Source organism: Acinetobacter sp. CWB-B33, from assembly GCF_039655955.1.
In the GTDB taxonomy this organism is placed as follows: Bacteria; Pseudomonadota; Gammaproteobacteria; order Pseudomonadales; family Moraxellaceae; genus Acinetobacter; species Acinetobacter bouvetii.
Window position 1 is genome coordinate 44736 of sequence record NZ_JAGFEU010000005.1, and the last position, 13853, is coordinate 58588.

General features: G+C 39.4%; 12 protein-coding genes. 5 read left to right on the plus strand and 7 right to left on the minus strand.

Going from position 1 to position 13853, the window contains the following annotated elements:
- Nucleotides 1-198: 198 nt before the first annotated feature.
- On the minus strand, nucleotides 199-993 hold the full coding sequence (gene map / locus JZ784_RS13885) for a type I methionyl aminopeptidase (RefSeq protein WP_005009263.1): 795 nt from the start codon (nucleotides 991-993) through the stop codon (nucleotides 199-201).
- A 350-nt stretch (nucleotides 994-1343) separates the two neighbouring features.
- Here map and brnQ point away from each other — a divergent pair, with 350 nt between their 5' ends.
- Together brnQ and JZ784_RS13895 are read left to right on the plus strand one after the other, a co-directional pair.
- On the plus strand, nucleotides 1344-2630 hold the full coding sequence (gene brnQ / locus JZ784_RS13890) for a branched-chain amino acid transport system II carrier protein (protein WP_346315251.1): 1287 nt from the start codon (nucleotides 1344-1346) through the stop codon (nucleotides 2628-2630).
- A 563-nt stretch (nucleotides 2631-3193) separates the two neighbouring features.
- On the plus strand, nucleotides 3194-3436 hold the full coding sequence (locus tag JZ784_RS13895) for a hypothetical protein (protein ID WP_130148097.1): 243 nt from the start codon (nucleotides 3194-3196) through the stop codon (nucleotides 3434-3436).
- Nucleotides 3437-3666: 230 nt separating this feature from the next.
- Here the strand turns inward: JZ784_RS13895 and JZ784_RS13900 are convergent, their stop codons facing one another.
- Nucleotides 3667-4131 (minus strand): hypothetical protein, encoded by a 465-nt coding sequence (locus tag JZ784_RS13900; protein ID WP_346315252.1) that lies wholly within the window; start codon nucleotides 4129-4131, stop codon nucleotides 3667-3669.
- A gap of 133 nt (nucleotides 4132-4264) precedes the next feature.
- Here JZ784_RS13900 and JZ784_RS13905 point away from each other — a divergent pair, with 133 nt between their 5' ends.
- Both JZ784_RS13905 and JZ784_RS13910 read left to right on the plus strand, forming a co-directional pair.
- On the plus strand, nucleotides 4265-5122 hold the full coding sequence (locus tag JZ784_RS13905; protein ID WP_346315253.1) for an alpha/beta fold hydrolase: 858 nt from the start codon (nucleotides 4265-4267) through the stop codon (nucleotides 5120-5122).
- A gap of 302 nt (nucleotides 5123-5424) precedes the next feature.
- Entirely contained in the window at nucleotides 5425-5910 is a 486-nt protein-coding gene (locus JZ784_RS13910) for an Lrp/AsnC family transcriptional regulator (RefSeq protein WP_130148091.1), read from the plus strand.
- Between the two features lie 216 nt (nucleotides 5911-6126).
- Here JZ784_RS13910 and gltS read toward each other — a convergent pair whose 3' ends face one another.
- Complete coding sequence (gltS, locus tag JZ784_RS13915; protein WP_346315254.1) at nucleotides 6127-7350, minus strand: sodium/glutamate symporter; 1224 nt, start codon at nucleotides 7348-7350, stop codon at nucleotides 6127-6129.
- A 199-nt stretch (nucleotides 7351-7549) separates the two neighbouring features.
- Nucleotides 7550-7765, minus strand: coding sequence for a hypothetical protein (locus tag JZ784_RS13920; RefSeq protein WP_346315255.1), 216 nt, complete (start codon nucleotides 7763-7765; stop codon nucleotides 7550-7552).
- A 151-nt stretch (nucleotides 7766-7916) separates the two neighbouring features.
- On the opposite strand from JZ784_RS13920, the gene JZ784_RS13925 reads away from it, so the two are divergent.
- The gene (locus JZ784_RS13925; RefSeq protein WP_346315256.1) at nucleotides 7917-10001 is read left to right on the plus strand and encodes a hypothetical protein; all 2085 of its coding nucleotides are present in this window, start codon (nucleotides 7917-7919) and stop codon (nucleotides 9999-10001) included.
- Between the two features lie 71 nt (nucleotides 10002-10072).
- Here JZ784_RS13925 and JZ784_RS13930 read toward each other — a convergent pair whose 3' ends face one another.
- The 3 genes from JZ784_RS13930 to JZ784_RS13940 all read right to left on the minus strand — a co-directional run bounded on the left by JZ784_RS13930 (nucleotide 10073) and on the right by JZ784_RS13940 (nucleotide 13784).
- Complete coding sequence (locus JZ784_RS13930) at nucleotides 10073-12712, minus strand: bifunctional aconitate hydratase 2/2-methylisocitrate dehydratase (protein ID WP_005009252.1); 2640 nt, start codon at nucleotides 12710-12712, stop codon at nucleotides 10073-10075.
- 293 nt (nucleotides 12713-13005) lie between these two features.
- Nucleotides 13006-13275 carry a hypothetical protein gene (locus JZ784_RS13935; RefSeq protein WP_005009251.1) on the minus strand — a complete coding sequence of 90 codons (270 nt, stop codon included), beginning with the start codon at nucleotides 13273-13275 and terminating at the stop codon, nucleotides 13006-13008.
- Between the two features lie 149 nt (nucleotides 13276-13424).
- A complete protein-coding gene (locus JZ784_RS13940; RefSeq protein ID WP_346315257.1) occupies nucleotides 13425-13784 on the minus strand; it encodes a hypothetical protein in 360 nt (119 codons plus the stop codon).
- Nucleotides 13785-13853: the final 69 nt, after the last annotated feature.

Consider the following 13853-nt stretch of genomic DNA (forward strand, 5'->3'; position numbering starts at 1 on the left):
AATAGAAATTAATTCTAACTGGAAATTTAAAATTAGCTGAAAGCCTGACAAATAAAGAGCGCATCAAACATGACTTATTGATAAATCATATTTGTATATTTTTTATACCCTCAATACTAGACTAAAGTCGTAAACATATTAACTAATTTAAAATAGATCAATCAGCCGCTGTTTCTGACCATTTTCTCGATTCTGAAATTAAATTTCAGCATAACTGCCCGTACCTTCCGGCCATGGCGACAGCAATTCAAAACCATCATCCGTTACCAGCACCATATGTTCCCATTGCGCAGACAATGACCGGTCAGCAGTCACAACTGTCCAGCCGTCTTTCAGCTCTTTGGTGCGCGCTTTGCCTGCATTAATCATCGGCTCAATGGTGAAGACCATGCCTTTTTTTAATTGCACACCTTGACCTGGCTGGCCATAGTGCAGAACGCTTGGCTGTTCATGATAAACCTTGCCTATGCCATGACCGCAATATTCACGGACAATGGTATAGCCTTCACGGTGCGCTACAGTCTGAATAGCATGCCCCACATCGCCCAGGGTTGCCCCAGGCTTTACCGCATGAATCCCGGCCACCATCGCTTCATAAGTCGTTTCAACCAAGCGTCTCGCTTCTGGCTTAATTGCGCCTACATAGTACATGCGGCTGGTATCGCCAAAGTAGCCGTCTTTAATAATCGCCACATCAATATTGATAATATCGCCATCATTCAATACTGTTTTAGATGATGGGATGCCATGGCACACCACTTCATTCGGTGAAATACAGGTGGTTTTGGTATAGCCGTAATACCCCACATTGGCAGGAATCACTTTTAAAGTATTCACAATAAAATCATTGCAGATATCATCCAAATACTCTGTAGTGACACCCGGCTTGACAAACTCCCCAATCATCTCCAAAACTTGCGCAGCTAAACGACCCGAAATTCTCAGCTTTTCGATATCTTGCTCAGTTTTAATTGTGATACTGGAAGCTTTCATTGCAACATCCTCAAATAAGATTCAGCGATTATAGACCTTTTAAATTTTTTTTGTTTTTTATACGCAAAAACTTGGCAAATATGAGGCTTTACAGCGTCTATACCCCGCCGCTTTATAAACGGATACAGCCTGCGCAGCTTAAATTAAATGAGCAAAGCAACGCATATTTTTTAGAATGATTTATATTTTTTAACGATAATCAGTGATATAAATTAAACAAAAATTTATCCAAAGATATATTGAGTTTAAATATTATAAAAAAAATGAATAGTATTTATAAAATAAAACCCAAAAGCCACTGAAATTGCACTAAAATTGCCGGCTTCAACCGTTTCATCTCCCTTTTACTTATGACAAATCTCCGTACTAGAGATATTGTTGCCTTAGGTTTCATGACCTTTGCCCTCTTTATTGGCGCAGGCAATATTATCTTTCCGCCGATTGTTGCTCAGCAAGCCGGCGAACATGTGTGGCTAGCTGCTTTTGGTTTTTTAATCACTGCAGTTGGCTTACCTGTTATTACTATTGTTGCGTTGTCGCGTGTAGAAGGCTCAATTCAGCTATTAAGCTCCCCCCTAGGAAAAGCAGCCAGCATTATGCTGACTGTAGTGTGCTATTTAGCCGTTGGCCCTTTATTCGCAACACCCCGTACTGCAACAGTTTCTTATGAAATTGGATTTTCATCATACTTTGGTGACTCATCCAGCAGCCTGCTCACCTACAGCATCATCTATTTTGCTTTAGTAACAATTATCTCACTGTATCCAAACAAAATTTTAGATACGGTCGGCTACTTCCTGTCGCCATTGAAAATTTTAGGCTTAGCCATTTTAGGCTTGTCTGCATTTTTTATTCCTGCTGGACAAATACAGCCCGCAATCAACAACTATGTCACCAGCCCCGTTTCTGAAGGCATCGTCAATGGCTATCTCACCATGGACACTTTAGGCGCATTGGTCTTTGGTATTGTGATTGTTAAAGCGATTAGTTCCCGCGGTGTAACTGATAAAAAACTCGTCACTAAATATGCTGTTATTGCCAGCATCATTTCAGGCATCGGTTTAACACTGGTATATGTCAGCTTGTTTAAGCTGGGCATGGGCAGCCACGAACTTGCTCCAAATGCAGCGAACGGCGCAGTGATCCTGCACGCATACGTTCAGCACGCTTTTGGCGACATGGGCGCTTACTTCCTTTCCGCCATGATTTTCATTGCCTGCATGGTAACTGCAATTGGCCTGACATGCGCCTGCGCAGAATACTTCTCAGAATTGACAAAAATCCCTTACAAAGCATTTGTCTTTATTTTAGTGGGTTTTTCCTTAATTATTTCAAATTTAGGCTTAACCAAGCTGATTGCTGTATCTGTACCGGTTTTAAGCGCGATTTATCCGCCAGCCATTGTGGTGATCTTACTCAGCTTCTGCAATAAATTCTGGAACAAGCCATCGCAGGTCATTACCCCTGTTACTGCGGTTGCGCTGATTTTCGGTATTTTTGACGGCTTGAAAGTTGCAGGATTTGAACTGCCCGCCTTACTGCAAAATTTGCCTTTGAATGAACAAAGCCTCGCTTGGTTTATTCCTTCTATGATTGTTTTAGTTATTGCGACAGTGATCGACAAAGTTAGAAAATAAACTTCTAGCCATGTTCAGTATACAAAATTTGATATTTACCCAGTTGATAATTTTATAAAACGACCGATAATTGCCATGTTTTACCCAAATATGCTTTTATTTGTCTCACTGTTCCTATGCGCTTCTTTTAAATTCTGCAATCGCCGCCAAACGCTCAAAAAAGAAACAAATTCTTACAATAAAAACAAAACTAAAACATGATTTTTAAATAATTAAAATTCAACTACTTTAGTCTAAAAACCGCTTACATTTTATCCATTTTTACTGCATAAATAGCTTATATAATTTTCTGTTCTGCACTGCTATGTGCTTGGTATATATATTGCTTTATATACACTGGGCTAAAGAACTGCATATTTTTTCCTAAGCGCCATATGTTAAGACCTATATGCAATATTTAGAAAATTGATAGCCATATAATCTATATACCATGATCTAACATAGATATATGACAAAATCATGACATTTACTATTGAAATGTTTCTAAATAAACAGTACAAAGTAAATGTATAGCTTACTAAAACAATCAGGTTTTGGTAAAAACAACAAAAGGAGGGGTGGAGATGTTATCAATACATTTCAATAAAGAATTATTCATTAACGCTCTGAAAGCCAATAAAAATATGGTGACCTTTTTAAGCACCACTATTGCGCTGATGCTGACGTTATTGATTCAAGGCTTAATGCAGGGAAACTTAAGGCTTGAATATTTTGGCTATGCGGTCATCGTCTCATTTGCCTTTTATTTATGGGCTGTGATTGACGCAAAGTACCGTAAGCAAAAATGCTCTGATTATCTAGAATAATAGATGGATGGATGATTCGTCATCCATCCCAATAAGACACCTCATATTTACAATAACAACAATTCTTTTACACATTCACTCAACCGCTTCCGATGCCGCACTTTCCTCATGCCCTGTCAGCTTGACTGCCCCTGTATGCAAAAAATGGAATAAAATTCAGGTTGATATCAGTCGTTCAGCATCGCTCTACACTTTCAGTAAACGCAATGCTCAATCCAGTTTCGCCAAATTTAAGCAAATAAGCTCAATCCTGCACCCAGCAGCAGCAGCCCTGTTGCACCCAGCTCACCAGCTATAAGCAGAAACATTGCCAAACTCATCAGCCCGCTTGGCATTATGTATGTTGCACCCAGCTGATGCGGCTTTTTAAATTGATTTGAAGTGTCTTTGAGAAAACCGTGCAATATGTAGCTAAAAATTGAGAAACTGAAAAAAACGAGATTAATCAGCACACAGACCAAATTCACAGCAGCAGAAAAACTGGAGAAATATGCCAATACTGCCAAAATCAGTGATGCTGGCGCATACAGCAGACTGCTCCTATGCGCGATATCCACATAATAATGCGCCCTTGCCTGTACTGAGTGACGGATCTGCCAATACTTCCACACCCCTGTCAGCATGCCTGTCCATAAAAAAATACCGCTAAACACAATCGCCCAGCGCACCCCAACATCCAAATATTCAATACCCATATGTACTCTTCCCTTTTTATATGCTTCCCATCATGAGCCGCAAGAACTGACTTTTTAGTCACTCTTTTAATCAAGTTTCTTTTTAGAACTCGTGTAAAGTAAAGTTAAAAGAATTCACTTATACAGCAAAATTATGTCGCAATTTGAAGCATTGAATATTACCTGTAAAGATGGCTATAGACTCAGCGCACGCTTTTATGCCGCCCAAACAAAGCAGCATGAGCACCCAGTGCTCATCTGCCCAGCCACAGGTATTACCAAGCAGTTTTACAACAGCTTTGCCAGCTGGCTCAGTGAACAAGGATACGATGTTTTAGTCTTTGATTTCCGTGGCATTGGTGACTCTTTACATGGGCCATTGAGCAAATCAACGGCCAGCATTGTGCAATGGGGGCAGCTGGACATTCCTGCAGCCGTCGATGCATTGCTGCAAAAAACCAGCGCAGCGCAAGTCATTTTGCTTGGCCATAGTGCCGGCGGCCAACTGCTGGGCATTGTTCCCAATTATGAAAAAGTGGCTAAAGTCGTGGCGGTTTCTGGCTCTACAGGGCATGTAAAAGGCTTAAAAGGCCGCACAAAAATTCTTGCGCCGCTTATGTTCAAGGGCATCTTTCCGATTGCGCGCTATACACTGGGCTATGGCCCAACCCATGCCATTGGCATGGGCGAGAATCTGCCAAAAGATGTTGCGCGTGAATGGGCGCAGTTCTGCAGCAAGCCGGGTTATGTGATGAATGCTATTGGCAAAACTGTGCACACAGACTTTCATTATGAGATTCAAGCGCCAATCACTGCCTTATGGTCTTCTGATGATGAAATTGCCACGCGCGCCAATGTCAAAGATTTACTGCGCCTGTACCCGAATGCCTCTACAGCAATGATTGAATTGAAGCCGACTGAGTATGGCCACAAAGGGATTGGCCATATGCTGATGTTTAAAAAATCGCACCAGAACCTTTGGCCCGTGATTAAGCAGCAGCTCGCTGTTTAAAAGCACTCATCTCAATAACTTTGAGTTTACCCCGCCTTTCCCGTAATCCGGTCAGGCGGGCTTTTTTATTGCTGCGATCATAAAGGTGAAATAAAAATGCACACAGCAGCTTTACAGTACCCCTGTTCAGCTGCTGTGTGCATTTAACCTTGGCAAGCAACCCAACGAGCCAAGGGTGCATGTGCTTATATTAACGGCAATTGTCTGAATGTATTTACTGTTTTTCTGAATAATCAGCTCATTTGCAGAATAATCATGCTATAAATAACAATAATTCAGAAAATTCTTTTGCAGACTGTTTCATGAGCGAAAATAATTACAGCTTAGATAAGATTGACCGCCGTATTCTTTCTGAGCTGCGTCTAGATGGCCGTTTGACTGTCACCCAATTAGCTGAAAAAGTCGGCCTCTCCTCCTCTCCCTGCTGGACGCGCCTGAAACGCCTTGAATCTCTTAATATTATTGAAGGCTATACGGCCAATATTAACGCCAAAGCGATTGGCATCAATGAACTGTTCTTTATCGAAATTACGCTTGAACGGCATGATGATGAAATTTTGAATCAATTCAGCGAAGCTCTGGCGAATATGCCTGAGGTCATTGAAGCACATCTCGTAACTGGCGATTATGATTATTTAGTTAAAGTTGCCGTGAAAAATTCGGAACATTATGAACGCTTTTTACGGAAAAATTTGTATAAGATGAAGGGAGTCCGTCATACCCGTTCTATTTTCGCCTTGAGGCCGCTTAAGCTGGCGAACAATGCAGATTTGATGATGATTGAGTGATTTTAAAAATCTTGTGCTGAAAAATTTGTGTAAATGTGCTTTAATGCACTCAGTATGAGATGAGCCTCTTACAGTATGTGCCTTAGATGTGCATACGAATAGCCCCTAACCATGGGGCTTTTTAATGCCTATAGATTTCATTTCCAACGGTTTTATGAAAACCGTAAAAAAAAGCACCTTATGGTGCTTTTTTTTGGAAAATGCTAAACAGCCAAATTAACTCAAGATGCCAATTGAAAATTGGATCACAAAGGCATTCACAATATCCACAAAGAATGCGCCAGTCAGTGGAATAATTAAAAAAGCTTTATGCGATGCCCCATAAGTGTTCGTCACTGCTTGAATATTTGCAATGGCTGTGGGCGTTGCACCCAAATTTACACCACATTGGCCTGCGCACAATACTGCAGCATCATAGTTTTTGCCCATAACGCGGAAGGTCACAAAATATAAATACAGCGCCAAGAAAAGTGTCTGAACAATCAAGATGATCACCAGCGGCCCAGCCAAATCTGCCAGCAGCCACAACTGCAATGACATTAAAGCCATCGCTAAAAACAGCGCTAAAGACGCATTGCCAAATACATCTATGCAGCGCTCAAACACTTGCACCTTCAAGCCGTGTTCTAAAAGATTACGTAAAACCACGCCGCACATGAGCGCCCAAACAAAAGTTGGAAGCTCGAACCATTGCCCTTTCGCAAGTGCAGTCATGAAATAAGCAAAACTAATGCAAATTGCAAACATACCCATGGTTTTTACGGCATCATCTGCAGTAATAAGACGGGTTTTTTCTGGGTACTCAAATGGTGCCGTTTGCGATGCTGGCGGCGCTTCACTACGGTCCGTTTCAGGAGATATTTCTTCTGCCAGCTGATAGCGGCGAATCAGGAATTTAGCGACCGGCCCGCCCATCATACCGCCAATCACCAATCCAAATGTCGCACTGGCCATACCCAAGGCAATAGCACCTTGTACACCATGTTCCTGCTCAAAAATGGTTCCCCATGCCCCCGCTGTACCATGCCCGCCAGTTAAGGTCACCGAACCCGTGATTAGACCAATCAGCGGATCCAGACCTAAGGTTTTGGCCAAGCTAACGCCTACAGCATTTTGCAGCAGTACAAAAATGACCACGCAAACCAAGAAGACCAGCAGGGATTTACCGCCTTCTTTAAGCTTAACCAAGCTCGCGCTTAAACCGACAGAAGTAAAGAACATCAGCATAAAAATTTGCTGAATATTGGTGTCAAAATTGACCGTAATATTTGAGCTTTCAAACAATATATATGTGATGGCAGCCGCAACGAGGCCGCCTGCTACAGGTTCTGGAATGTTGTATTTTTTTAAAATGCTGACTTTATTAACAAATACGTAACCAACCAATAGCACTGCAACTGCAGCAACTATGGTCATGAATGCATCGAATTGATAGTTCATGTCATATCCAAAGATGCTTATTTATTTAATTTTAAACAGAATAGTCAGCAATGAATAGGCTCTAATTTATCAATGTATAGTTTCTAAACTATATTTATACAAATACTATTTTCTCTAAAATACATATCTTAAATGTAAAAAAATCAGGCCAAGTAAATCTGGTCCGATTCATTAAAATAAAATTAATAAACAATCAACTCTATTCGATGTCATACACCCAATTTTTTGCTTGCTTATCCGTTGTGGTTTCACAGACGTAGTAGTCATGATCCCACGCATCTGGATGGAAAATTTCCTTTTTTGTATAGGTCGCGTTTTTACCTTTTTCGACACAGACAAAACTATCACCTTGGTCTTTGACTTGTGTTCCATTGAGGAAACCACCTATACAGAGGAAGCGGGATTGTTTTGCCATTGTTACATCAACTTTTAAACTCTTAAATTCCGCAATTATAGAACAATTAATCAAATTAAATACAAGCTAATTAAGCATTCATAAGATATTGAAATATATTTCAAAAAAATTAAAATAAGATCATAAATAAATCCTCAAAAAAGACTGGTGTATGACTAATTTAGAAAAGAATATTCATCAAGAAATCCTAGACTCTAGAGGAATGCAATATATAAATCGCATGCACTCAAGGACTTTCTCTGTAAATATTTTTAATATTAATACAATTGAGTTACTTGAACTTATTTCTCATATAAATGATCCTAATGAAGGAATAAATATTCTAATGCAGGATAATCGTCAAGGGAGCGATCAACTGCATAGAGAAATTAATAGAAAAATTCATAATTTCGTAGCATCAGCTATGACACTCGTGGAACACACACGTAACTTTATGCGTGAATATTACTCAGAAACAAATATTCTAAAAGATTATGAAAATAAGATAAAGAATGAACTTGGTCAGGATACATTGATTAAATTTATCCAAGATCTTCGCAACTATATGGTACACAACGGGCTTCCCCCTACTCAAATGTTTATGGAGTTTAAAAGCCTTATGGATGGAAGTGGAACAGGAATTACAACTACAGGCATTAGAATAAAAACAGATAAATTACTTGAATGGTCAAGATGGACAAATCCAGCTAAAGAATATCTTCAATCATTAGGCGAATTCATTGATATTAATGCCATGGTAACCGAATATCAAAGTAAAATTTTAGAGTTTCATCAATGGTTGGATGCAGCTCTTGAAAATCATCATTATCACGATCTAGAAAAATTGGAGTATTTACAAAATATTTCGATTTTAAAAAACACACCGCCATCACACCCCAATAACAAAATTAGCACGATAATGGAGAATAACTCCAAAGATTTTCTTTTAATTAGCGAGAATAAAAAACAAGAATTAGAAACATTAGTATCTTTACTCATAAATAATATTGAAACACTAAATCATGATGTTATACCTCAAAATTCTTTCAAAAGTGAACGTCTTGCATTTGAGATTCACCAGAATGATTTATTAGAAGAACCCACTATGTGGATAAATACTAATGAAATTTATAAGTATTCTTTAGGATCTAAAGAAGGTAAAAGTTTATATATATCAGGAAAGTATTTAGAAAAAATTTATGATTTTATTAATAATTTAGAAAATTCAAAATTTATTAAAGAGTATGTTAGTGACGAGTTCTTGCGAGAATACATACTTAGATGGTTAAAGGAATATTTACAAAATAATAATGCTGATTTATACGCATTTCTTACTAAAGCTATTGAGGATAATGTAAAAGAATATGATTTCTATGCTCCTATAGCGAATTTAGAAATTGAAGATTCTATTATTTTTTCTGATTTTAAAATAATCCCCTTAAAAAAAGAAATATTCAATAATTTTGAGGATAATATACTTATGGATGAACCTTCACAAATTGAAAAGAAACATATTTTCTTTCAAGATATCAGAAAAAAAATGCAAGGACTCGCAGCAATATATATTAGAGAAAAAGGAGAATTAAAAAAGGTTCAAGAAAAAGGGCAATCTATTGCTAATGTAATTATAAGTCTATTTAGATTTTTATCTCCAAATTCCACTGATTTTACAACCCATTCCTCTGTAGATTTACTAGGTTTCGAATATTCACCAATTTCAAATTTAATTGTAGCAAATTCAGACAGTTTCACATATCAAACAAAGTTAATAAATAATCACATGCCTATTTTGCAAATTTCAAAATCGCAAATAAACGAATTAGAGCCAAGAATTAAGATTATATCTAAATTAGTTTTTCCTGAAAATCTAAATAATTTTGATATTAATGCCCGTACAGCAATACTACACTTTAGCAGAGGTAGTACTTCAGTTAACTTTATCGAAAAATTATCTTATTGTATTTTAGCTCTTGAAACAATTTTATTAAGACATAAATTTGAACACATTACATCTTCTATAAGCGAAAGAATTAATAAAATAATTAACAATCAAAATTTTGATTTAATTTATATTATTAAAGAAGTATATAGAATTCGAAGTAGGAACTCTATTGAACCATTATCAATGAATGAGTTAGAAACATTAAATATTTTTATTAAGATTACACATAATGTAATTGATACCGCTATACATAATATTGGTAGATTTGAAAATATCAATTCCTTTCTTGATGCTCTTGAGCACCAGAATGCTTAAATATTTTTATAAAATAAGGGCTGATTAATCAGCCCTTATTTCTAACTCAACTAAAATTATTTTTCAATAACTTAGGTTAACTGAGCAGCAGCAATTTTCTTAGTATCAACATCTTTAGCAGCGTCAGTATAGTCGCCCATTTTATCGAAGCTTAAGTATTGGTAGATGTCAGCAGACATGCTGTCAATTTGAGCTGCATATTGTTGATATTCTTCTGGAGAAGGTAATTTACCCAATACAGCAGCAACAGATGCAAGTTCAGCAGACGCTAAGTAAACGTTAGCGCCTTGACCTAAACGGTTCGGGAAGTTACGAGTAGAAGTCGATACACAAGTAGTGTTCGGCGCTACACGTGCTTGGTTACCCATACATAATGAACAGCCTGGCATTTCAGTACGCGCGCCAGCTTTGCCATAAGTATTGTAGAAACCTTCTTCCATCAATTGACGTTCGTCCATACGCGTAGGTGGAGCAATCCACAAACGAGTTGAAAGTACGCCACCAGGAACTTTCTCTAACAACTTACCAGTTGCACGGAAGTGACCGATGTTTGTCATACATGAACCAACGAATACTTCGTCAATTTTCACGCCTTGAACGTCAGAAAGCAATTTCGCATCATCTGGGTCATTCGGGCAGCAAAGAACTGGTTCAGTAATTGTCGCAAGGTCAATTTCATACACTTTCGTGTATTCAGCGTCTGCATCAGCTTTAAGAAGTGATGGGTTCGCTAACCATTTTTCCATGTTCTCTACACGGCGAGCCATAGTACGCGCATCGCCATAACCTTCAGAAATCATCCACTTCAACATTGTAATGTTTGATTTCAGGTATTCAGCAACTTTCTCTTCAGAAAGCGTGATAGAACAGCCCGCAGCAGAACGTTCAGCAGATGCATCAGAAAGTTCGAATGCTTGCTCAACAGTGAGGTCAGTTTCCATTTCTGTTAAGTCGATCTCAAGGATACGGCCAGAGAAGATGTTTTTCTTACCTTTCTTCTCTACAGTTAAGTCACCTTGCTGAATCGCAACGTAAGGAATTGCATGTACTAGGTCACGTAGTGTGATACCAGGCTGCATTTTACCTTTGAACTTAACAAGTACAGATTCAGGCATATCAAGGGGCATAACACCAGTCGCTGCAGCGAACGCTACAAGGCCAGAACCCGCTGGGAATGAAATACCAATTGGGAAACGAGTATGCGAGTCACCGCCAGTACCAACTGTATCTGGAAGAAGCATACGGTTTAACCAAGAGTGAATAATACCGTCACCTGGACGTAAAGATACACCGCCACGGTTCATGATGAAATCAGGAAGCGTGTGCTGCATTTGAACGTCAACTGGTTTTGGATACGCAGCTGTATGACAGAAAGATTGCATAACAAGGTCAGCAGAGAAGCCTAGGCAAGCCAAGTCTTTCAATTCGTCACGAGTCATTGGACCTGTTGTATCTTGAGAACCAACAGTTGTCATCTTAGGTTCGCAGTAAGTACCTGGAAGTACACCTTGACCTTCAGGAAGACCACAAGCGCGGCCAACCATTTTCTGTGCTTGAGTGAAACCTTTGCCAGTAGCAGCAGGCTGAACTGGAGTACGGAATAAAGTCGATGGAGCAAGACCTAAAGCTTCACGCGCTTTAGTCGTCAAACCACGGCCAACGATCAAGTTGATACGGCCGCCAGCGCGAACTTCGTCAAGAAGAACTGGTGTTTTCAGTTCAGCTTCAGCAATCACAGCACCGTCTTTAGATGCAGTTACTTTTGCAGCAGCGTGATCAATGTTAAGAACGATTTCGTCACCCATGTTCATGTTTTGAACATCGATTTCAATTGGCAGCGCGCCAGCATCTTCCATTGTGTTGAAGAAAATCGGAGCGATTTTAGAACCTAGGCAATAACCGCCGTCTTTTTTGTTCGGGATGTGCGGAATGTCGTCACCGAAGAACCAAAGAACAGAGTTTGTTGCAGATTTACGAGATGAACCCGTACCAACAACGTCGCCAACGTAAGCAACTTGGTTGCCTTTCGCAACAAGTTCTTTAATTTGGCTAAGTGGACCAACTTCACCAGGAACTTCTGGGTTGATACCGTCACGTACGTTTTTCAGCATTGCATTTGCGTGCAATGGAATGTCTGGACGGCTCCATGCGTCTTGTGCAGGTGACAAGTCATCTGTGTTGGTTTCGCCAGTTACTTTGAAAACAGTAAGTTTGATTTCTTCCGGAACGTCTTTACGGCTAGTGAACCATTCAGCATCAGCCCAAGATTGCATAACTGCTTGCGCATTTGCGTTGCCCGCTTTTGCTTTATCAGCAACATCATGGAACGCATCAAATACTAGAAGCGTTTTTTTCAGCGCTTCAGCAGCTAATTCAGCAAGCTCTGCATCATCAAGAAGAGCAACTAAAGGAGCAACGTTATAACCACCAAGCATAGTGCCCAGTAAGTAAACCGCACGTTCTTTAGAAACTAATGGTGAAGCCGCCTCGCCTTTAGCCAAAGCAGCTAAGAATGCAGCTTTAACATAAGCAGCTTGGTCAACGCCCGCTGGAACGCGGTTTTCAAGCAAATCAACTAAGAATGCTTCTTCGCCAGCTGGTGGATTTTTTAATAACTCAACTAATGCTGCTGTTTGAACATCATCAAGTGGCTTCGGCGGGACTCCGAGTGCGGCACGTTCTGCAACGTGTTGGCGGTAAGCTTCTAGCACGGTTTATTCCTCTTTTTTAAAAAATTACCTGCGAATTCCAGCCATTCTCAGGCTTCGCAAATAATATGGACTGCTTAATTTTACTAAAATTCCAGTTAAAAGTTAATGCAAGTAAAGTGTTTCTTCATGATGTCCATTATTTAGCAACTAAATGATGGTTTTTTGATTAATCGATAATCAAATCCTGAGCTTACAGTACTTATTTTTGGAAAGATTTTAACTTTTAACTGAATTCTCACCATAAAAAAGGCAACTTCATGCTGCCTTCTTTGTATCAAAAAATATATTCCACCTTAGTGGACAGTCGTTGCTGTTAAATATTGATTTAATTCTGCGCGATTGCCGCTGAACTTCATCTGGCACTGGTCTTCAAATAAGCCTTGGTACTGGTTGCTGGCAAATGAAATTTCGATAATATACCGATTCGGCATACCATCGACCTGACGTTTTAAATATACGCGATCCCCGATGCTCAAAACGTAATTTCCGCCACCGATAATGATCAGGCCCTGATCATCTTCCAAGAGTAAATCTGCATGATGCATATAGCCGACAACATCCATTTGCTGCTCCTCTTTTCTTCTATTGTTCTGCACTCATTATTCAATAAAAAGATAAGCTTTTCTATATTTTAGATTAATAGATTTGTCACAAGGTGTATTTGAATACCGCTTAGGCTATTTCTTTTAATTTGGCAATAAAAAACCGTTCCTTAGAACGGTTTGTAATCCGGCATTTGATCATGCGGTGTCGCTATGCATTTTTCCGTAAATTCGCTGCGGATTTTTTCACGGGACGCTTCCACATCGCCTTTAATTGACGCTTCAGGCAAAGCATAAACTTCTTCAATAATGCTAATGATGAATTTTTTGGTGGTTTCATCTTCAATTTTGCTGGCATGTTCCACTGCTTGCGCTTTAGGAATCGCGTTTTGACGGTCCAGCATAATCGTGCGCGCCGCATTGCCTACACTGCGGCAATAGCCCTGCCATTGTTCTTCAGGCGTCAGCGGCTTTTTCTCTGCACAGCCAGCCAGTGCAATCAGAACAGATAAAGCGAGTAACTTTTTCATGAAAATCTCCTACATGGCTGCACTATAAAAGATCACTGCGCATTTGTCATTTAATTCCGCCCATGACGC